17 protein-coding genes, 1 tRNA gene and 2 pseudogenes are annotated in these 21,103 nt (G+C 49.1%); 13 read left to right on the forward strand and 7 right to left on the reverse strand.

Annotated features, from left to right (window positions below; genetic code table 11):
• Position 1: 1 nt before the first annotated feature.
• Positions 2-1,345 carry a Na(+)-translocating NADH-quinone reductase subunit A gene (locus CGZ65_RS02505; RefSeq protein ID WP_096294693.1) on the reverse strand — a complete coding sequence of 448 codons (1,344 nt, stop codon included), beginning with the start codon at positions 1,343-1,345 and terminating at the stop codon, positions 2-4.
• A gap of 484 nt (positions 1,346-1,829) precedes the next feature.
• On the opposite strand from CGZ65_RS02505, the gene CGZ65_RS02510 reads away from it, so the two are divergent.
• Positions 1,830-2,669, forward strand: coding sequence for an aldo/keto reductase (locus CGZ65_RS02510; protein WP_096294694.1), 840 nt, complete (start codon positions 1,830-1,832; stop codon positions 2,667-2,669).
• Between the two features lie 67 nt (positions 2,670-2,736).
• On the opposite strand, the pseudogene hisD reads toward CGZ65_RS02510, so the two are convergent.
• From hisD to CGZ65_RS02530, 5 genes and pseudogenes are all read right to left on the reverse strand, one after another.
• Positions 2,737-4,028, reverse strand: a pseudogene (gene hisD, locus CGZ65_RS02515) (histidinol dehydrogenase).
• Between the two features lie 236 nt (positions 4,029-4,264).
• Positions 4,265-4,456 carry an OST-HTH/LOTUS domain-containing protein gene (locus CGZ65_RS02520; RefSeq protein ID WP_378595572.1) on the reverse strand — a complete coding sequence of 64 codons (192 nt, stop codon included), beginning with the start codon at positions 4,454-4,456 and terminating at the stop codon, positions 4,265-4,267.
• Positions 4,437-4,544 (reverse strand): annotated as a pseudogene (locus CGZ65_RS15055) (NYN domain-containing protein); the annotation flags it as partial. The pseudogene CGZ65_RS15055 and the gene CGZ65_RS02520, both read right to left, overlap by 20 nt.
• A gap of 62 nt (positions 4,545-4,606) precedes the next feature.
• Positions 4,607-5,263 (reverse strand): ATP phosphoribosyltransferase, encoded by a 657-nt coding sequence (gene hisG, locus CGZ65_RS02525; protein ID WP_096294696.1) that lies wholly within the window; start codon positions 5,261-5,263, stop codon positions 4,607-4,609.
• 73 nt (positions 5,264-5,336) lie between these two features.
• Complete coding sequence (locus CGZ65_RS02530) at positions 5,337-6,011, reverse strand: SCO family protein (RefSeq protein ID WP_096294697.1); 675 nt, start codon at positions 6,009-6,011, stop codon at positions 5,337-5,339.
• A 298-nt stretch (positions 6,012-6,309) separates the two neighbouring features.
• On the opposite strand from CGZ65_RS02530, the gene CGZ65_RS02535 reads away from it, so the two are divergent.
• Positions 6,310-6,393: transfer RNA gene (locus CGZ65_RS02535), tRNA-Leu, on the forward strand.
• Positions 6,394-6,413: 20 nt separating this feature from the next.
• Here CGZ65_RS02535 and CGZ65_RS02540 read toward each other — a convergent pair.
• Positions 6,414-7,115, reverse strand: coding sequence for an IS1595 family transposase (locus CGZ65_RS02540; protein WP_096294698.1), 702 nt, complete (start codon positions 7,113-7,115; stop codon positions 6,414-6,416).
• Between the two features lie 136 nt (positions 7,116-7,251).
• Between CGZ65_RS02540 and CGZ65_RS02545 the strand changes: the two genes are divergently transcribed.
• The 11 genes from CGZ65_RS02545 to CGZ65_RS02595 all read left to right on the forward strand — a co-directional run bounded on the left by CGZ65_RS02545 (position 7,252) and on the right by CGZ65_RS02595 (position 21,065).
• Entirely contained in the window at positions 7,252-8,430 is a 1,179-nt protein-coding gene (locus CGZ65_RS02545) for a family 20 glycosylhydrolase (protein WP_096294699.1), read from the forward strand.
• Positions 8,431-8,822: 392 nt separating this feature from the next.
• Positions 8,823-10,607, forward strand: coding sequence for a biosynthetic-type acetolactate synthase large subunit (gene ilvB / locus CGZ65_RS02550; RefSeq protein ID WP_096294700.1), 1,785 nt, complete (start codon positions 8,823-8,825; stop codon positions 10,605-10,607).
• Positions 10,604-11,095, forward strand: a complete 492-nt coding sequence (gene ilvN, locus CGZ65_RS02555) for an acetolactate synthase small subunit (protein ID WP_096294701.1) — start codon at positions 10,604-10,606, stop codon at positions 11,093-11,095. The genes ilvB and ilvN overlap by 4 nt, the downstream gene beginning before the upstream one ends.
• Before the next feature lie 69 nt (positions 11,096-11,164).
• The gene (locus CGZ65_RS02560; protein ID WP_096294702.1) at positions 11,165-11,458 is read left to right on the forward strand and encodes a putative quinol monooxygenase; all 294 of its coding nucleotides are present in this window, start codon (positions 11,165-11,167) and stop codon (positions 11,456-11,458) included.
• A gap of 47 nt (positions 11,459-11,505) precedes the next feature.
• The gene (gene ilvC, locus CGZ65_RS02565) at positions 11,506-12,519 is read left to right on the forward strand and encodes a ketol-acid reductoisomerase (protein ID WP_096294703.1); all 1,014 of its coding nucleotides are present in this window, start codon (positions 11,506-11,508) and stop codon (positions 12,517-12,519) included.
• Between the two features lie 425 nt (positions 12,520-12,944).
• Positions 12,945-15,239 (forward strand): NosR/NirI family protein, encoded by a 2,295-nt coding sequence (locus tag CGZ65_RS02570; RefSeq protein ID WP_198345368.1) that lies wholly within the window; start codon positions 12,945-12,947, stop codon positions 15,237-15,239.
• A gap of 74 nt (positions 15,240-15,313) precedes the next feature.
• Positions 15,314-17,293, forward strand: a complete 1,980-nt coding sequence (nosZ, locus tag CGZ65_RS02575) for a TAT-dependent nitrous-oxide reductase (protein ID WP_096294704.1) — start codon at positions 15,314-15,316, stop codon at positions 17,291-17,293.
• A gap of 150 nt (positions 17,294-17,443) precedes the next feature.
• Positions 17,444-18,793 (forward strand): nitrous oxide reductase family maturation protein NosD, encoded by a 1,350-nt coding sequence (locus CGZ65_RS02580; protein WP_096294705.1) that lies wholly within the window; start codon positions 17,444-17,446, stop codon positions 18,791-18,793.
• Between the two features lie 60 nt (positions 18,794-18,853).
• Positions 18,854-19,744: an ABC transporter ATP-binding protein gene (locus CGZ65_RS02585; protein WP_096294706.1), complete on the forward strand. Its 891-nt coding sequence runs from the start codon at positions 18,854-18,856 to the stop codon at positions 19,742-19,744.
• Positions 19,741-20,571: an ABC transporter permease gene (locus CGZ65_RS02590; protein ID WP_096294707.1), complete on the forward strand. Its 831-nt coding sequence runs from the start codon at positions 19,741-19,743 to the stop codon at positions 20,569-20,571. Before CGZ65_RS02585 ends, CGZ65_RS02590 begins: the two co-directional genes overlap by 4 nt.
• Positions 20,568-21,065 (forward strand): nitrous oxide reductase accessory protein NosL, encoded by a 498-nt coding sequence (locus CGZ65_RS02595; protein ID WP_096294708.1) that lies wholly within the window; start codon positions 20,568-20,570, stop codon positions 21,063-21,065. The genes CGZ65_RS02590 and CGZ65_RS02595 overlap by 4 nt, the downstream gene beginning before the upstream one ends.
• Positions 21,066-21,103: the final 38 nt, after the last annotated feature.

Below are 21,103 nucleotides of genomic sequence, written 5' to 3' on the forward strand. Positions count from 1 at the left end.
ATCAGCCTTCCTTCTCAATAGTATCCAGCACTTTGCGCAACAGCGGGCCGTATTCGTATTTGCCCGGGCAAACGAAGCTGCACAAGGCCAAATCTTCTTCGTCCAATTCCAGACAACCCAAGGCTTGCGCGCCGTCGGTGTCGCCGACAATCAAATCACGCAGAAGTAAGGTCGGCAGGATATCGAGCGGCATGATGCGTTCATATGTGCCGATTGGTACCATGGCGCGGTCGCCACCGTTGACGGCCGTGTTGAACTTGAAGAGTTTGCTTTTGAGAAAATGACCGAGTGTGGTGCGGGTAATGGTGTATTTCTCAGCTTGCGGTGCAATCCAGCCGAAAAATTCTTTGTGGCGGCCTTCTTCCAACACCGACACTTGATTGTGATAACGGCCGAGATAGTCGTGCGGTCCGGTGGCGATGCCGCCGTTTAACACGGAGCCGGAAATCACGCGGTTATCGGCATTGACCAATTCGCCGGCGGTAAGTTGGGAAAGGTTGGCACCCAACACGGTACGCAACAGACGCGGTTTGTTGACCTGCGAACCGCCCAAAGCGACGACGCGTTCGGTATTCAGACGGCCTGTGGTAAACAGTTGGCCGATGGCAATCACATCTTGGTAGTTGATGGTCCACACGGTTTTGTTCGCGCCGACCGGTTCGATAAAGTGGATATGCGTGCCGCTCAAACCGGCCGGATGCGGGCCGTCGAATTCGTGCACAGCAATATTGGCTGCGCTTTCAGACGGCACATTGGCACCGGCTGCTTTGCACACATGAACCGTACGTTCAGTCAATCGGCTCAATACGCGCAAGCCGTTGGTAAAGTCAGCCGCTTTCTCGGCGATGATTACGGTCGGGTCGGCAGCCAAAGGGTTGGTGTCCATGGCGTTCACAAAAATCGCCGCAGGGTTGGCATCAACCGCAGGCGTTTTGCTGAACGGGCGGGTACGCAAGGCAGTCCACAAGCCTGATTGAATCAGATTTGCGCGCACTTCATCACCGCTTAAACCCGATAAAGCTTCGGCAGAATATTGCTTGAAGGTGATTTCATCGCTGCCTGCAACGGAAATGACCACAGATTGCAATACGCGTTTTTCACCACGGTTAATCGCCGTGATGGTGCCTGAAGCCGGAGCGGTAAACACCACGCCCGGATTTTTCTTGTCTTCAAACAATACTTGGCCTTTTTTGACGACATCGCCTTCCTTGACTTTCATCGAGGGGCGCATGCCGACATACTCTTCGCCAAGCAACGCGACTTCGGTAATGGCCGGACCATCATAGATGGTTTGCTCCGGTCGGCCTGCAATAGGCAGGTCTAAGCCTTTTTTTATCTTAATCATAGAGATGCGTTACTTCTTACTAGGTTAAAAAAAACGGGCAAGCCGATGGCGTTGAGTCTGGCCACCGACGTCGGTATTTGGAATGACGACACATTTCCTTTAAAATCAAATAAATTTATTCGATTATCAGCTTGATGATTAATCGTTGTTTTTATTGTTAAATAATAGATTATTGCTGGTTGGGGCCGTCTGAAACTGCGTTTTAAAGAAAGAGCAATTTAAAAATATTCAAATGGATGAACAAATAAAATCTTTCGGATTTTAACAGGAATGGATGGTTTTTTGTCACATTCCGCCAGATTTTTTCACTTATAAGGCTAATTCAGTAAGCCATAATAACTAATAAATTATAATAAAAATCATATCTTAAGAAACGATACGGCCGTAAAACGTTTGAGGCACGTCTGAAAAGGTGGTCAGATTATTAAAGCAGGCCAAGAAAAATAAGACTAAACTAAACCAGTATCCCAATCGGAGAATCATCATGGTAAACAATACGCTGCTCAATCACGGTAAATTAGGCATGGGAACATGGCACCTCGGCGATTACGCTGCCTCGCGCCAAGAAGAAATTGCCGCATTGCGCTACGGTTTGGAACACGGCGTGTCGATTATCGATACTGCCGAAATGTATGGCAACGGACGCTCGGAAAATCTAGTTGGCGAGGCGATTCAGCCTTTTGCTCGCGACAGCATTTATTTGATTTCCAAAGTGTTGCCGAGCAATGCCAACCGCCACAATTTGGAGTGCAGCTTGGATGCCTCATTGCGCCAACTTCAAACCGATTATTTGGATATGTATCTTTATCATTGGCGCGGTGCCACGCCGTTGGCCGAAACGGTCGAATTAATGGAAAACATGGTGCAAAAAGGCAAAATCAAAGCGTGGGGCGTGTCGAACTTTGATTTGGAAGATATGCAGGAATTGCACGAAGCCGGCGGCATCCATTGCGAAACCAATGAAGTGTTGTATCATTTGGGCTCACGCGGTATCGAGTTTGCGCTGAAGCCATGGCAGGATGCTAACGCGATTTCTACTATTGCCTACTGTCCGCTGGCGCAGGCGGGTGATTTGCAGGACGATTTGCTGCGCCACCCGGCTGTTCGCCAGGTGGCGGCTGAGCTCAATATCAGCGTGTATCAAGTGTTGCTGTGTTTTACTTTGGCGCAGTCAAACATGGTATCGATTCCGCGCACCGGCAAAACGGCGCATATGAAAGAATTGGTCGATTGCTTGGATATTTGTTTGTCGCCCGAGCAATATGCGGTTTTGGACGAAGCCTATCCGGCACCACAATGGCGCGTACCGTTGGATATTCAATAATCAAAAGATTTAATAATAAAGGCCGTCTGAAACATTCATTTTCAGACGGCCTTTATTATTGACACCATCAATCTTTCAAACGGAATTCGGCCGCGCGCGCATGGGCGGTGAGCATTTCGCCGTGTGCCAAAATGCTGGCGGTTTTGCCCAGTTTTTGCGCGCCCGCTTCGGATACCTGAATCAGGCTCGAGCGTTTTTGGAAATCGTAGGTGCCCAAGGGCGACGAGAAACGGGCGGTGCGGCTGGTGGGCAGCACGTGGTTGGGGCCGGCGCAATAGTCGCCCAAGCTCTCGCTGGTGTATCTGCCCATAAAAATCGCGCCGGCATGGCGGATTTTCTTCGCCCATTGATCGGCGTTTTCCACCGATAATTCCAAGTGTTCGGGCGCAATATAGTTGGCGATTTCGCAGGCTTCGTCCAAATCTTTTGTCAACACAAACGCACCGCGGTTGCCCAGCGAGGCTTCGATAATGTCGCGGCGCGGCATTTCTTCAATCAGTTTGTCCATCGCCGTTTTCACTTCGTCCAAATACGTTTGTGAAGTGGCAATCAGAATGGCTTGGGCGATTTCGTCGTGTTCGGCCTGGCTGAACAAATCCATCGCCACCCAATCGGCGGGCGTGCTGCCGTCGGCAATCACCAGAATTTCAGACGGCCCGGCCACCATGTCTATGCCCACCACGCCGAACACGCGGCGTTTGGCGGCGGCCACAAAAGCATTGCCGGGGCCGGTGATTTTATCGACCTGCGGCACGGTTTCGGTGCCGTAAGCCAGCGCGGTCACGGCTTGCGCGCCGCCAATAGTAAACACTTTGGTTACGCCCGCCACATAAGCCGCCGCCAGCACAATGTCGTTGCGTTCGCCTTTCGGGGTCGGCACCACCATGATGATTTCTGGCACGCCGGCCACGTGCGCGGGCATGGCGTTCATAATCACCGAGCTGGGATAGGCCGCTTTGCCGCCGGGCACATAAATGCCGACGCGGTCGAGCGCGGTGATTTGCTGGCCCAACAGCGTGCCGTCTTCATCGGTGTATGTCCACGATTCCAGTTTTTGGCGTTGGTGGTAGCTTTCCACGCGCGCGGCGGCGGTTTTCAAGGCCGTCTGAACATTTTCGGGCAGGCGTTCGAAGGCGTTTTTCAAATCTTCTTGGCTTAAGGTTAAATCGGCGAAGGTTTGTGCCGCCGTGCCGTCGAATTTATTGGTGTATTCGATTACAGCCGCATCGCCGCGCTTTTGCACGTCGGCGCAGATGTCGGCCACGATTTGGTCGATTTTCGGGTCTTGCGCGGTTTCAAAAGCCAGCAGCGCTTTGAGTTCGGCTTGGAAATCGGGGATTGGGTGTTGAGGTATTTCATGTTTATCCTATTCTGTTGATCTATTGCGTAATTTTTACATTTTGGGCAAACGTTTTTCCTTCGCAGCCGAAGAACTCTATCCAACCTGTATGTATACTTCAAATCGCTCTTGATACGGATGTATGCCCAAATGTTTCAGGATTAAAGTCTGAGTCAGCTTGCTTAAATACGGGAACATACTTTGACTAATTCCGGCTTTCTTTCAGAATCAGCATATTGGCTGATAATGCTTTGGACTATACGGATAAAGCGCCTGTCACTTTGACGACGGACAAAAAACTATGACTATTGTTTTTTTGTTTTAATTCCAGTAATGGTAGGCTGTGAATTAAATCGGTCAGCTTTGGAAAACCATCGCTACGTTGATCGAAGTCTGGGCTGATTTTACGAATATAATTACCTACGGCAGCCACTGCTCCAGTCCCCATAAATTCGTTTAACACTGACAATGCCGTATTGGGCAATTTCTGTAAGTAGCGGCTCAATAATATTTGAATTGGCATTGTCAGCAGTAATTAAAACAACTGGTTTTTGTTATATATTTTGATTGCTGTCCTTTTAAGGCCGTCTGAAAAATATTATTTTCCGCCGTTTACCGCGCCGGAAAAGGCTTGGATAATCGGCTCAAGCAGGGTGTGTTTGGTTTTCAGTGCAGCTTTGTTGACCACCAAGCGGCTGGAAATATCGACGATGTGTTCCACGGCTTCAAGATTGTTGGCTCTGAGCGTGCCGCCGGTGGAAACCAAATCGACAATCGCATCGCTCAAACCAACCAGCGGCGCAAGTTCCATCGAGCCGTAAAGTTTGATGATGTCGACGTGAACACCTTTGGCGGAGAAATGTTCCGCCGCGATATTCGGGTATTTGGTAGCAATGCGTAAACGGCTGCCAGGATGGGAAACGCTTTTGTAATCAAAGCCTTTACGCACGGCAACCATCATGCGGCATTTGGCAATCTGTAAATCGAGCGGCTGATATAAACCGTCGCCGCCGTGTTCGATTAAGACGTCTTTGCCGCCAATGCCGAAATCGGCCGCGCCGTATTGTACATAAGTTGGCACGTCGCTTGCGCGTACAATCACCAAACGAATATTGTCGTGATTGGTGCCGATGATGAGTTTGCGTGATTCTTCAGGGCTTTCGGTTGGGACGATACCGGCAGCAGCCAGCAAGGGAAGGGTTTCTTCAAAAATCCGGCCTTTGGAGAGGGCAATGGTTAATGCGTTGTCAGTCATTGTGGGTTCTGTTCTGTTTGGGGGTGTATGGATAGCGAAAGGCCGTCTGAAAAAAGTTTTCAGACGGCATGGATTATAATAAAGTGCGAATGTCGGCGGCAACGGCATCAGGCTCGGTGCCGTATGGGGAAAAGATGGCAACTTCGCCTTCTTTATCAATTAGATACGCGCCTGAGGTGTGGTCGACCAGATAGTTGGTGCTGTCTTCTTTTTGGTTGACTTTGGCAGATACCACGCGGTATTGCTGCTTAATCAACGGCAGGGCTTGGCCTTCGGTGGCGGTAATGCCGATGAAATCAGGGTGGAATTGTTTGGCGTATTTGCCGATCAGCTCCGGCGTGTCGCGTTCAGGGTCAACACTGGCGAATACGACTTTGACGTTTTTGGCATCGTCCCCCAGTTGTTTTAAAGTGTCGCTGTAGGTCAGCAATTCAGTCGGGCAAACGTCAGGGCAGTGGGTGTAACCAAATGAGAGCACCACCACATTGCCTTTCAAATCGCTTAATTTAAATGGCTTGCCGTCCCCATCGGTCATTTCAAAATCGCCGCCGATGTCTTCTTTGCGCATATCGGTGCCGTTGATTTGACCCGGCACAACCGCTTTTCCGGCAGGTGCGGCTTTGGCGCTTTGTGCAGTAGAAGCAGGCGCTTCAGGTGCTTTGGGTGCAGCTTCTTCTTTAGGTTGGCACGCAGCCAGAGCAGCTAAGGTAAAAACGCTGAATACAAATTTTTTGGCTGTGATGGGCATGGTATTCTCCGATTTGGTTTAGTAATTGGTGAAACAACATATCCGTATCTTAACGCTTTTGCCCGCTGAAATGTAGCAGTTTATAGAGAATTTTATAGAAAATTTATCAAAAATTGATCTATTTTGATCTATTTTAATGATAGATGCGCATTTGGGCTGCGTATAAGCGTCGAATAAAATTTTCATTTGATAAATATAATTTCATTTTTAATCAATAAATTGTCATTTAATTGTCAAAAAAATCATTCGAAGCACTTTACAAGTTTTTTATGCCGGCTATAATAGCGACTTCTTCACCGCCCAGGTGGCGAAATTGGTAGACGCAGGGACTCAAAATCCCCCGCCGCAAGGTGTGTCGGTTCGAGTCCGACCCTGGGCACCAAATTCTGGAAACGGTCGCTTTTAAGCGGCCGTTCTTGTTTTTGCGTTATAAAAACATAATATTTTAGGGGCTGTACTAGATAACAAGAATAAATTCTGCTTTACTAATTGTTTTAAAATAGAAATTTGAACTTTTATTTCAATGTGGTTAAAATGCCATTCACATTCCTTCAAATACAGCCCAAAATGTTCTTTGGGAATGCCGTTAAACTTACGTAAGCGGCGTTTTGCCTGATTCCAAAAGTTCTCAATTCCGTTGATGTGATTTTGCCGATCAGCAAAGTGAGTGCTGTGATTGATGCGAAAGTGGCTAAACTCACTCACATCAAGTACGTCATAGCTTTTGTAACAATCAGTGTAAACAATACTGTCAGGCTTTACTTGCTCACGTATTACCGGCAATAAAGTATTGGGCACGGCAACGGTGCAAACCTTGCCGTTGCGCTTCAGAAGCCCGAATACAGCGACTTTGCCGGCTGCACCGCGACCGCGTTTGTCTTTGCGCTGTCCGCCAAAACAGCTTTCATCAACTTCTACTCCGCCATCAGACATTTCCGGATGCGGGCTGTTATGGAAAATCAGTACGCGCAAACGATGAAAGCAATAGGCTGCCGTGTTTTTATTAACACCGGCTAATTGAGCTGCAGTACGGGCAGTAACACCCGCAATAAACAGTTCAATTAGTTTGTTTTGCTTGTACTGACTTAAACGGCTTCTTCTCATAGGGATTATTCTAACTTGAAATTAGATTTCCCTAGTTATCTAGTACAGCCCTATATTTTATTTCATCATTATTTTTGGGAGTGGCATTCATTTGCCAGCGGGAAATCTGTCAAATTTTATTTCCACGGATTTCATCATGAAAAAACAATTCTCTACTTTGTGGTCATTGCTGCAAAGATTCTTTTTATATTTAATCATGGCTTGTTTATTATTGGCCAATGCCGGCTGCGGTAGTTCTTCATTGCATGTGGCTGCTTTGCCGGTACAAGTCAAACATAATGGCCTGATGCTGGATAACGCGCGCCGTTATTATTCGGTGGCGGTGATCAAGCAATATATCGACACGCTCGCTGAAAATGGTGGCGGTTTTCTACATCTGCATTTTTCCGATCATGAGAACTATGGATTGGAAAGTGAGTTGTTGAATCAAAAAGCAGTGGATGCAGACGTTTCAGACGGCCTTTACCGCAATCCGCAAACCGGCAAACTTTTTTTGAGCGATGCGCAGTTGGGCGAAATTGTGGCCTATGCGCATGAAAAGAAGATTGAATTGATACCGGAGTTGGGTAGTCCGAACCATATGAACGGTATTTTTACGCTACTCACGCATCATCGCGGCGCAGATTATGTGCGGTCGATCAAATCAAAGGTGGTGGATGATGAAATCGACATTACTAATCCGCAAAGTATCGCTTTGGTTGAATCCTTAATGGCGGAAGTGATGGCTAAATTCCCGTACAGCAAACGTTTTCATATCGGTGGTGATGAGTTCGGCTACAGCGTAGAAAGTCATCCTGAGTTTGTTGCTTATGTAAACCGGCTGGCTGATTTTCTCAATCGCAGAGGTTGGAAAACCCAGATGTGGAATGATGGTTTGATTAAGCAAAGTTTGACCGATTTAAACCGACAAATTGAAGTGACCTATTGGAGCTACGACGGGAATGCGCAAGATAAAACGGAACGTAGTAAACGCCGCAATCTGCGTGCCAGTATGCCGGAATTGATTGAAGCCGGTTTTAAAGTGTGGAACTACAATTCCTATTATCTTTATTTTATCCCCGGCCCGGATGTCGGTTCTTCGCACGATACCGATTACGCCATTCGTGATGTCGAGCAGCATTGGAACTTAGGTGTGTGGGATGATGCCAACAGTAAAAACGCCTTATCTCAATCGCAACAACAAGCGATAGGCGGAGCGGCTTTGGCGGTGTGGGGCGAGCATTCCGATTCATTAAGCGGCCAAGACGTGTTTAGCCGTACGGAAAAATTATTGAAAGCTGTGTTGGCTAAGGCGAATCGTCGCAATCATGATTAATAAACAGGCCGTCTGAAAATTTAAAAATTTCAGACGGCCTGTTATTATCCTTTGAGTGTTTATTCAAACTGTAGACAATTACGGTATGACAATTAGAAAAGTATAGCCGATTTGTGGATATTTATTTTATAAAAATCAAACAGTAATTAAATTTAATAAAAATAATGTTAAAAGACGAAAATTTTGTCTTGCCTGAAAACGCAGATTAGGTTATCGTTGGGCTTCTTCATTTTCATAAACTCTGAGCCTTAATCCAATTGTCCGAACGGATTGGCTGTCGTCGTGTCCTAGCAATGTGCGTACCCTAAACCGCTACTTGATAGGCTTGCATTACAGGTGCTGTGACGAAGCTGCTGTTGCTGTTGGTTTAACGCCCTATAAAAGAGGTTGTTATGCAATTATCAGGCGCACAAATCATTGTGCAAAGTCTCAAGGCAGAAGGCGTTGAATACGTTTTCGGCTATCCGGGCGGCGCAGTTCTCGAAATCTACGATGCCATCTACCAGCTCAATAAATTCCAGCACATCCTGACCAGACACGAACAGGCAGCCGTTCATGCAGCCGATGCGTATGCGCGTACCAGCGGCAAGGTTGGCGTGGCTTTAGTGACATCCGGCCCTGGTGCGACCAACGCGGTGACCGGTATCGCTACGGCCTATTCGGATTCGATTCCGATGGTTATCATCACCGGTCAGGTCGGTACGCCAGCCATCGGCAGCGATGCTTTTCAGGAAGTTGACACCATCGGCATTACCCGTCCGTGTGTGAAACACAATTTCTTGGTGACCGACATCAACGATTTGGCCAATACCATCAAAAAAGCGTTCCAAATCGCCGCCGGCGGCCGTCCCGGCCCCGTGGTAATCGATGTGCCGAAAGACGTGACGCAGGCGATGGCAAAATTCAGCTATCCGCAAGAAGATATTTTCATCCGCTCTTATCAGCCGGTGGTGCAAGGTCACACCGGTCAGATTAAAAAAGCGGTGCAGATGTTTGCTTCTGCCAAACGCCCGATTATCTATTTCGGCGGCGGTATCGTATTGGGTAATGCCAGCCAAGAGTTGGTCGAATTGGTACACGCTACCGGTGCGCCATGCGTCGGTACCTTAATGGGTTTGGGCGCAGTACCTTCCAGCGACCGTCAATATCTCGGCATGCTGGGCATGCACGGTACCTACGAAGCCAACTTGGCCATGCAGGATGCCGATGTGGTGTTGGCCGTGGGTGCGCGCTTTGATGACCGCGTGGTGTCTGTGCCATCCAAATTCTTGGAAAAACCGAAAAAAATCATTCATGTCGATGTTGACCCGTCCAGTATTGCCAAGCGCGTTAAAGCCGATATTCCGATTGTGGGCGATGTGAAAAATGTATTGGCCGAAATGGTGTGCCTGGTGAACAAGCAGCAATCCGTACCGAGTCGCGAGCATTTGGATAAATGGTGGAAAAACATCGAATCATGGCGCAGTCGCGACTGCTTGTGGTTTGAACAAGACGAAGAAACCATCAAGCCGCAGTTTGTGGTGAAAAAATTGGCGGAAATCACCAATAATTCGGCCATTATTACATCCGACGTGGGGCAGCACCAAATGTTTGCCGCCCAATATTACCCGTTTGAGCGTCCGCGCCAATGGTTGAATTCCGGCGGTTTGGGCACGATGGGTGTCGGTTTGCCTTATGCAATGGGTGCGAAACTGGCGGCACCGGAGCAGGATGTATTCTGTATCACCGGCGAAGGGTCGATTCAGATGAATATCCAAGAATTATCGACCTGCTTCCAATATAAAATACCGCTTACCGTTGTGACCCTGAATAACGGTTATCTCGGTATGGTGCGCCAATGGCAGGAGCTTTACTACAGCAACCGCGAATCGGAAACTTATTTTGATTCATTGCCGGATTTTGTGAAGCTGGCTGAGGCTTACGGCCACGTGGGTATCCGTGTGACCAAGCCGTCTGAAGTGGAAGACGCGATTCGCCAAGCCCTGCAGCACAACCGCGAAGGTCGCTTGGTGTTTATGGATTTCATCACCGATAAAAAACAAAACGTGTTCCCGATGGTGGGCAACGGCAAAGGTCTTGATGAGATGGTGTTGCCGGTGCATATGCGCGAAACCAAAGCCGACAGCGACGTAAACGATGTTAACGATCGTGATTACGATACAAGGAGCGTGCCATGAGACACATTTTGTCCATTCTGATGGAAAACGAATCCGGTGCGATGAGCCGTGTGGTCGGCCTGTTTTCAGCGCGCGACTACAACATCGATTCATTGTCGGTGGCTGCAACGGAAGACAAAACCTTGTCGCGCATGACCATCGTCACCCACGGTGACGACAGCGTGCTAGAGCAGATTACCAAGCAGTTGAACAAGCTGGTCGAAGTGATTAAAGTGGTCGATTTGAACGAAAGCCGTTTTGTCGAACGCGAATTGATGTTGGTGAAAGTGCGTGCTGCCGGCAAAGACCGCGATGAATTTGTTCGCCTGACTGAGATTTACCGTGGTCATGTGGTTGACGTGACTGATCGCAGCTACACCATAGAAATCACCGGCTCCAGCGACAAATTGGATTCTTTCTTAGAAACCGTAGGGCGCGCACAAATTTTGGAAACTGTACGCACGGGCGCAGCCGGTATTGGCCGCGGCGAACGTATTTTGAAAATTTGATACCATGCTTTTCAGACGGCCTGTTAAAAGATTCGAGGCCATCTGAAAGCCAATACACGAGAATTTGAGATGTCGATTATTAAGATTGTTGCGTTGATTACTGTAAAACCTGAATACCGAGAAACATTGTCTGCCCAATTCATGCAGTTGGTTCAAGCCAGCCGTGCCGAAACGGGGAACAACAGCTATGATTTGCATCAGGACATCCAAAATCCCAACCGCTTTGTTTTTGTTGAAAGTTGGCAATCGCAAGCAGCGGTGGATGAGCACAATGCCAGCGAGCATTTTCAGGCATTTGTCCAAGCCATCGACGGTAAAACCGATAATCTTGAAATCGTGATGCTCGAAGAACTCTCCATCTGATTTTTTAAAGTTAACTCAACAAACCTATTCAAATAAAAGGAATTGAAATGCAAGTTTATTACGATAAAGACGCCGACCTGTCATTAATCAAAGGCAAAACCGTTGCCATCATCGGTTATGGCTCGCAAGGTCATGCCCACGCTGCCAACCTGAAAGATTCAGGCGTAAACGTGGTAATCGGTTTGCGTCAAGGTACTTCTTGGGACAAAGCCGTTAAAGCCGGCCATAACGTGAAAACCGTTGCCGAAGCCACTAAAGATGCCGATGTTGTGATGATTTTGTTGCCGGATGAAAACCAGCCGGTTGTGTACAAAAACGAAATTGCGCCTAACCTGAAAGACGGTGCGGCTTTGGCGTTTGCTCACGGATTCAACGTGCACTACAACCAAATCGTGCCGCCATCAAACGTAGACGTAATCATGGTTGCGCCTAAAGGCCCTGGCCACACGGTACGCAGCGAGTTCTTGAAAGGCGGTGGCGTACCTTCATTGATCGCTGTTTATCAAGACAATTCCGGTAAAGCGCGCGACATCGCCTTGTCTTATGCAGCGGCCAATGGCGGCACCAAAGGCGGCGTGATTGAAACCAATTTCCGCGAAGAAACCGAAACCGACTTGTTCGGTGAGCAAGCCGTATTGTGTGGCGGTGCGGTTGAATTGGTGAAATGTGGTTTTGAAACTTTGGTTGAAGCCGGTTACGCTCCGGAAATGGCTTACTTCGAGTGCTTGCACGAATTGAAACTGATTGTAGATTTGATGTATGAGGGCGGTATTGCCAACATGAACTACTCAATTTCGAATAATGCCGAGTACGGTGAATACGTGACCGGCCCTGAAGTGGTGACTCCGGCTACCAAAGAAGCCATGAAGAAAGCCTTGTACCGCATTCAATCCGGTGAATACGCGAAAATGTTTATCCAAGAAGGAGCGGCCAATTACGCTTCGATGACTGCCCGTCGCCGCTTGAATGCTGATCACCAAATCGAGAAAGTCGGCGCGCAATTGCGTTCGATGATGCCTTGGATTGCGAAAAACAAATTGGTAGATTTGGACAAAAACTAATTTTTACCCGCGAGCAAAAAATGCCGTCTGAACATTTCAGACGGCATTTTTCCTGGTCAATCATTTAAATACATTTAACTTATATCAAGGCCGTCTGAAAAAACCATTGGTAGTATTTTTAGACGGCCTATTGATTATTCGATCATATTAAATGAAATTTGATTGAAATAAAATGAACTTTATAGGCCGATATGGGAAGTTAATCAATTATTCCTGATTCATAGCGTTATTTGTATCTGCTTTAGCTATAAAGAATTATTGAACCAATATAAATACACTTTAAGCTTTGTAAGCTTGACATATATCAAATTATGGATACTGAATGATTCATATAATATTATTGTTTTGAGTAATCGAGTCATCAGGGATAGGTTATGTCCGGGTTTGACAGGGATAGAGCAGAGGATAGCAGCCTGCTCAAGCGGATGGTTACAGTAGCGCTGGCTTTGGTTTTGATGATGATCAGTCTGCCGGCTCATGCGGAACGTCTGCCGGAATTTTTGAGCAAAGTACAGCCATCTGAAATTTTTCCGACGGCCGACCGCTACGGTGAACCTGAAGGCAAGCCGATGGTGGCGCGTGTGTACAAAGGTGATGAGCAACTGGGTTTGGTGTTCATCACCACCGATGTCGTGAATACACGCGGTTATTCGAGCAAACCCATCGATACCATGGTAGCCTTAGCCAATGACGGTACGATTGCCGGCGCCAAATTGGCGGCGCACAATGAGCCGATTATGCTTATCGGCATCCCGCAATCACGTGTCGATAAATTTATTGATGACTATATCGGCCTGAATTTCATTACCACACCACCGAAACCGGGCGTGGCGCCTTCCGATATTATTAGCGGTGCTACCGTGACGCTGATGGTGATTAACGACAGCATGCAGCGCTCGATTAAAGCCATTGCCCAACAATACCGACTTAGTACAGAAGCACCTACAGCGGCTGTGGCTGCTGTAGGTGCTTCTGCTGCCCAAACGGCTGCGGTGCAAACCCGTCCGCGCCGTGCTGTAGGTATGGACAAACAAGACATCCAATCATGGAATGCCTTGCTGGAACAAAAAGCCGTTACCAAGCTGCACATGACGGTGGACGAAGCCAATAAATTATTTGAACAAAGCGGCAAAGAAGGCGTTGCTGAACACACTGAAGAAGGGCCGGGCGATGATACTTTTGTCGATATGTATGTGGCGGTGGTGAGCCAGCCTTCCATCGGTAAAAGTTTATTGGGTGAATCAGGTTGGAACAATTTACAACGCCGTCTGAAACCGGGACAGCAAGCGATTATGGTGGCCGGTGAAGGGCGTTATTCTTGGAAAGGCTCGGGCTATGTGCGCGGAGGTATTTTTGATCGCATCGAGATGATTCAAGGTGACAACAGCTTCCGCTTTACCGATGCGCAACACGAGCGCGTAGTGGCTTTGGCGGCAGAAGGTGCGCCGGCATTTAAAGAAGTATCTTGGTTCACCATTCCGGAAGATGTGACATTTGATGCTGCCGAACCGTGGCGTTTGCAATTGATGATTCAGCGCGTATTGAGCGTGAACGACAAAGCGTTTGTCACTGCCGATTTGGCCTACGAATTGCCGCAAGGTTATTACGTTGACGATCCTGATGCCGAACCGGTCACCATCACCGCGCCGATTGAAGCACCTGCCGCCGAAGGCCGAAAATTGGCCAACCAAACCGCTGGCATTTTGGAAGCCGCAACCGATAACGGTGTATCCAGCCAATTGTGGAAACAGATTTGGCGGGTGAAAAAAGCGCAGATTATCGTGGTCGGCATTGCATTAACCATTTTGCTGCTGGTGTTCTTGTTCCAAGACTGGATTGTCCGCTATGAAAAATGGTATGACCGTTTTCGTATTGCCTTCCTAACCTTTACTTTGGTTTATATCGGCTGGTATGCACAGGCTCAATTGTCGGTGGTGAATACCTTGACGCTGTTTTCCGCCATTTTGACTGATTTCCACTGGGAATTCTTCCTAATGGATCCGCTGGTGTTCATTTTGTGGTTGTTTACGGCAGCGGCCATGTTGCTGTGGAACCGTGGCACTTTCTGCGGCTGGTTGTGTCCGTTTGGCTCTTTGCAGGAATTGACCAACCGCTTGGCGAAAAAATTGGGTGTGAAGCAAATTACCGTGCCGCATCTGCTGCACACACGCTTGAGCGCGATTAAATACGTGATTTTCTTCGGTTTGCTGGCGATTTCGCTCTACGACTTGGGCTTGGCCGAGCATTTTGCCGAAATCGAGCCGTTTAAAACCGCGATTATTTTGAAATTCATGCGCGAATGGTGGTTTGTATTGTTCGCTGTGGCATTGTTGGCAGCCGGTTTGTTTATCGAACGCTTCTTTTGCCGTTACTTATGCCCTTTGGGTGCAGCGATTGCGATTCCCGCACGCTTCCGTATTTTTGACTGGCTGCGCCGCTACAAAATGTGTGGTAACCCGTGTCAGATTTGTACGCACGAATGCCCGGTTCAAGCGATTGCGCCCGAAGGTGATATTCATCCGAACGAGTGTATTCAATGCCTTCACTGCCAAGTGATGTATCACCATGAAACACGTTGTCCGCAAGTAGTCGCGACCAACAAGAAAAAACAACGCCAAGCTGCGGCCAAATCGGAACATGAAGCCGAGCAAACCGCCAAGGCCAATGAGCATGTGGTGCACTTTGTGAAACCCGGTGCAAAAATCACTGTTGGAAAATGACGAGTCAGTTTCCCTTATCCCACGGTAGGCCGTCTGAAAAGACAAATACCGAATTTCATTCCAAGGAGAGTTTTATGTCAGACGAAAAATTAGAACAAAACGGCTTAAGCCGACGTTCATTCTTAGGTACTGCCGCAGCTTCCGGTGCCGGTATTGCCGGTGCGGGCTTGTTGGGTTTGGCCGGTTGTTCCAATGCTGAGAGCGATAAAGGCACGGCTTCCGGTGCCGGCAGTGCTGCACCGGCGGCCAAAGCGGATGCACACAGCAGCGAAGGCGGCCAGTCTATCCACGTAGGTCCGGGCGAACTGGATCAATACTACGGCTTCTTGTCAGGCGGACAATCCGGTGAAATGCGTTTAATCGGTCTGCCGTCTATGCGCGAGCTGATGCGCATACCGGTATTCAATATGGACAGCGCCACCGGTTGGGGCCGTACCAACGAGAGCCTGCGTATTTTGAACGAAAAAAATACGCCTGAAACCAATGCATTTTTGAAAGCCAGCGGTTTGCGCTGCCTCCCAAATGGCGATTTGCACCACCCTCACTTGTCGTTTACCGACCAAACGTACGATGGCCGCTATGCTTACGCTAATGATAAAGCCAACAATCGTGTGTGCCGCGTGGATTTGGGAATTATGAAAACCGACAAAATCGTTGAGATTCCGAATGCTTCCGGTATCCATGGTTTGCGTCCGCAACGTTATCCGAAAACCGGTTATGTATTTGCCAACGGCGAACATATCGTACCTGTCGACGGCTTCGGCGGCAAGGTGGACGATCCGAAAACCTGGTATTCGGTCTATACCGCCATCGACGGCGAAACCATGGACATTGCATGGCAGGTATTGGTAGACGGCAATTTGGACAATGGCGATGCCGACTACCAAGGCAAATATTCGTTCTCAACCTGCTACAACTCCGAGCGCGGTTTGACCGTGCAGGCTGCTTCCGCCAACGAACAGGACTGGGTAGTCGTGTTTGACTTGGCGGCGATTGAAGCGGGCATTAAAAACGGTGACTTTAAAGAGGTCAACGGTGTGAAAATGCTCGACGGCCGCGCCGAAGCCAATTCTAAATATACCCGCTACATTCCGGTGCCAAACTCACCGCACGGCTGTAATGCTTCGCCTGACGGCAAATACATCATGCTCAACGGCAAATTGTCTCCGACAGTGACCGTTTTGGACGTAAGCAAACTCGATGATTTATTTGCCGGTAAAATCCAGCCGCGCGATGTTGTCGTGGCCGAACCGCAATTGGGTTTAGGCCCGTTGCATACCGCATTTGACGGCCGTGGCAACGCCTACACCACTTTGTTTATCGACAGCCAAATGGCGAAATGGAACATCGAAGATGCGATTAAAGCTTATGCCGGAGAGAAAATCGATCCGATTAAGCAGAAAATCGATGTTCACTACCAACCGGGTCACAACCACACTACCATGGGCGAAACCAAAGAGGCTGACGGTAAATGGTTGGTATCTTTGAATAAATTCTCGAAAGACCGTTTCTTGAATGCCGGTCCGCTGAAGCCTGAGTGTGACCAATTGATCGACATTTCAGGCGACGAGATGAAATTGGTGCACGATAATCCGACTTTTGCCGAACCGCACGACTTCTGTTTGGTGGCCGCGTCTAAAGTAAACCCGGGCAAAACTTGGGATCGCACCAAACACGCCTGGTGGTGGAAAGATGCCGCCGACATGGCTGCCAAAGACGGCGTTGAGTTGGAAAAAGCCGCCAAAGTGGTGCGCGAAGGCAATAAAGTACGCGTGTATATGACTGCCGTTGCGCCTGCATTCAGCGTACCGCAATTTGAAGTGAATCAAGGTGATGAAGTAACTGTGGTCGTGACTAACGTCGAAACCATCGAAGACTTGACCCACGGCTTTACTTTGGAAGGCTATGGTATTGCCATGGAAGTCGGCCCGCAGCAAACCAGCTCGATTACCTTTACCGCCCACCGTCCGGGCGTACATTGGTACTACTGCCAATGGTTCTGCCACGCTTTGCACATGGAAATGTCAGGCCAAATGATTGTGAAACCAAAATAATCAAACCTGAGTAAAAGCAGGCCGTCTGAAACGGTAATTCCTTTTCAGACGGCCTTTATAACAAAGCCATTTGAAAATCAGACAGATGGTTTTGTTATAATGTCAAACTTGTCGCCCCGACACAGGCCGTCTGAAAACAAGAGAAACCACATGCACACTCTATTTAATGTCAAAACGCTGCAATACGCTGTTTGTGCGCTGCTCTCCGCAGCAGGGTTTCAGACGGCCTTTGCTGCGGTGATTGCCGTTTCGCCCGCAGATAATCTCAATCAAATCATCGCCCAAGCCCAAGCCGGAGATACGCTCAAGCTCGCTTCGGGTGTGTACCAAGCCAAAATCATCATCGATAAACCTTTAATCTTGGAAGGTCCGGCCGACCGTTCCGCCACTATCAAAGGCGATAAAAAAGGGCGCACGGTCAGCGTGCATGCGCCTGATGTGGTGATTCGCCACCTTACCGTCAGCGGATCGGGCATGAGCCTGCCGGATATGGACGCAGGCATTTATCTGGAAGAAACCGCTACCAACGCTTTAGTGGAAAAAAACGATATTCTGGATAATTCTGTGGGCGTCTATTTACACGGTTCCAAAGATGCCATGGTGCGAGACAACAAAATTGTCGGCAATGCCGAGCTGCGCGTGAATGAGCGCGGCAACGGCGTGACCGTATGGAACGCGCCCGGTTCGCAAGTGGTCGGCAACGACATTTCCAAAGGCCGTGACGGCATTTTTTCCAACGCCAGCACCTTCAACATCTATAAAGGCAACCGTTTCCATGATGTACGCTTCGCCGTGCATTATATGTACACCAACGACAGCGAAGTTATCGATAATATTTCCATCGGCAACAACATCGCCTATGCCATGATGTTTTCCGACCGAATCAAAGTACGCGGCAATATTGCCGTAATGAGCCGTGATCAAGGCATTATGCTCAATTACGTCAACCAATCGGAAGTGCAGGATAACGTGATTTATCAGGCAGAAAAATGCCTGTTTGCCTACAATGCCAACAACAATAAAATCTTCGGCAACCATTTCGAGCAATGCAAAATCGGCATTCACTTCACGGCCGCCATCGAAGGCACGGAATTGACCGACAATTCGTTTATCAACAATGAAAGTCAAGTCAAATACGTCAGTACGCGTTTCTTGGATTGGTCGGAGGACGGGCGCGGTAATTATTGGAGCGACAACAGCGCATTCGACCTTGACGGCGACGGCATCGGCGACAGCGCCTACCGCCCCAACGGCATCACCGACCAAATCATCTGGCGCGCACCGGTAGCCAGTCTCTTGATGAACAGTCCGGCAGTGAGCATTGTGAAGTGGGCGCAAAGCCAGTTCCCCGCGATTATGCCCGGCGGCGTGGTCGACAGCAAACCACTGATGCAGCCCCATCAAAATCCGACCATGCCGTATTACCTGCAACACAAAGCGCAAATGTTGCAAGCTGCCAAGCAAACCAAATCGGCATGGGCAGCACAGGCAAATGAATAAAAGGCTTTCAGACGGCCTGAGTGGAAAAAGGCCGTCTGAACAAACACACAAGGAAACACCATGAGCAATCATGTTGAATTGAGAAACGTGACCAAGCAATTCGGCGAACAGCGCGCGGTCGATAATATTGATTTGTTGCTGAAAGCAGGCGAAAGCGTGGGCTTGGCCGGACACAACGGCGCGGGCAAATCGACGTTGATGAAGCTGATTCTCGGCTTAATTACCCCGACACAGGGCGAAGTGATGTTGTTGGGCGAGAAAACAGGCAGTAAAGCCGGTGCGGCGGTGCGCAGTCAAATCGGTTATTTGCCGGAAACGGTGGCGCTGCATCCATCCATGACCGGTTTGGAAACCCTGGCTTTTTACGCCAAACTGAAAAAGCAGCCGCTCAATAAAAACCGAGAGTTGCTTGAGCGTGTGGGCATTTCCCAAGCGGCCAAGCGCCGTGTCGGTACCTATTCAAAGGGCATGCGCCAGCGTCTGGCTTTGGCGCAGGCTTTGTTGGGCGAGCCCAAAGTATTGCTCTTTGACGAACCGACCACGGGGCTCGATCCGGCTTCCCGACAAATGTTTTACGAAGTGGTGCGCGAATTAAACGGCAAAGGAGCGACGGTGTTGCTCAGCACGCATGCCTTGACCGAATTAGACGGCCATGCCGACCGCGTGGTGGTGATGAAAAACGGTACCAAAGTCGCCGACGGCAGCATGGACGAGTTGCATGTGCAAAGCGGTTTGCCGCTCACGGTGAATATGCGCCTGAAACACACCAAACCGTTATCGGCACGCTGGCAGTCTTCAGACGGCCTCAATTTCCATGCGCAATGCGAAGCCGACGAACGCATGGCTTTGTTGGCTGAATTGGGTGATTTAAACGATTTGGCCTATCTCGACATCCATACGCCGACGCTCGATGAAATGTATGCACAATTCTTGAAAAGGGAAGACGTATGAACCCGATTTTGATTATCACCGGCAAAGAAGTACGCGACAGCCTGCGCAACCGCTGGGTGCTGGCGGCGGCGCTGCTGCTGGCGGCACTGGCTTTGTCGCTGGGCTTTTTGGGCAGCGCACCGACCGGTTCGGTGAAGGTCGATCCGCTCACCGTCACGGTGGTGAGTCTGTCGAGCTTGTCGATTTTCCTCATCCCGCTGATTGCCATGTTGCTGGCCTACGATGCTTTGATTGGCGAAATCGAGCGCGGCACAATGGGTTTATTATTGAGCTACCCCGTTTCACGCAACCAGATTTTGGCGGGTAAATTTTTGGGTCACTTGATTATTCTGACCCTGGCGACGACTGCCGGTTACGGCTTGGCCGGTATCGCATTGCAATTGGCCAACGGCGGCATCAACATCGCCGCATGGAAACCGTTTGCCGGCCTGATTGGTGCCAGTGTGATTTTGGGCGCGGCGTTTTTGGCTTTGGGCTATTTAATCAGTGCGAAGGTGAAAGAGCGCGGCACCGCGGCGGGCATTGCCATCGGCGTGTGGCTGTTTTTTGTGGTGATTTTCGACATGGTTTTGCTCGGCATATTGGTGGCTGATACGCAGCAAACGCTGACCGCGCCGATGGTGGAAAGCATTTTATTGTTCAACCCGACCGACATTTACCGCCTGCTCAACCTGACCGGCTATGAAAACACTGCCATGTATTCGGGTATGGCCGGGCTGACCGAGCAAATCAGCCTGACGCTGCCGGTATTGCTTACCGCGCAGGTGTTGTGGGTAGTCATTCCGCTGCTGTTTGCGGCTTGGATTTTTGGAAAGCGACAAATATGAAAACATTTGCCCTGACTGTGTGCGCCGTTTTGCTCCTTGCTGCTTGCGGTGCCAAAGAAAACATCGAACCGCCACCTGCTCCCTTGACGATTACCGAACAGTCGATCGGCTATTACTGCGGTATGAGCCTGACGGAACACGACGGCCCTAAAGCGCAGCTTTATCTCAACGACAAACCCGACAAGCCGGTGTGGTTCTCAACCATCCGCCAAATGTTCGGTTACACCAAGCTGCCGGAAGAGCCGAAAGGCATTCATGTGATGTATGTCACCGATATGGGTAAAGTGACCGATTGGACGAAACCGAACGCCAATGAAGCGTGGATTGATGCCAAAAAAGCATGGTATGTCATCAATAGCGGCTTTATCGGCGGCATGGGTTCGGAAGACGCGCTGCCGTTTGCGGACAAAGCCAAGGCCGAGCAATTTGCGCAAGAGAAGGGCGGCAAAGTGGTAAGTTTTGATGAGATGCCCGAAGCGTATATTTTTAAGTAACATGAATAGGCCGTCTGAAAAGCCCTCGGGTTTTCAGA

The sequence above is a fragment of the Neisseria weixii genome, assembly GCF_002327085.1.
GTDB lineage: Bacteria > Pseudomonadota > Gammaproteobacteria > Burkholderiales > Neisseriaceae > Neisseria > Neisseria weixii.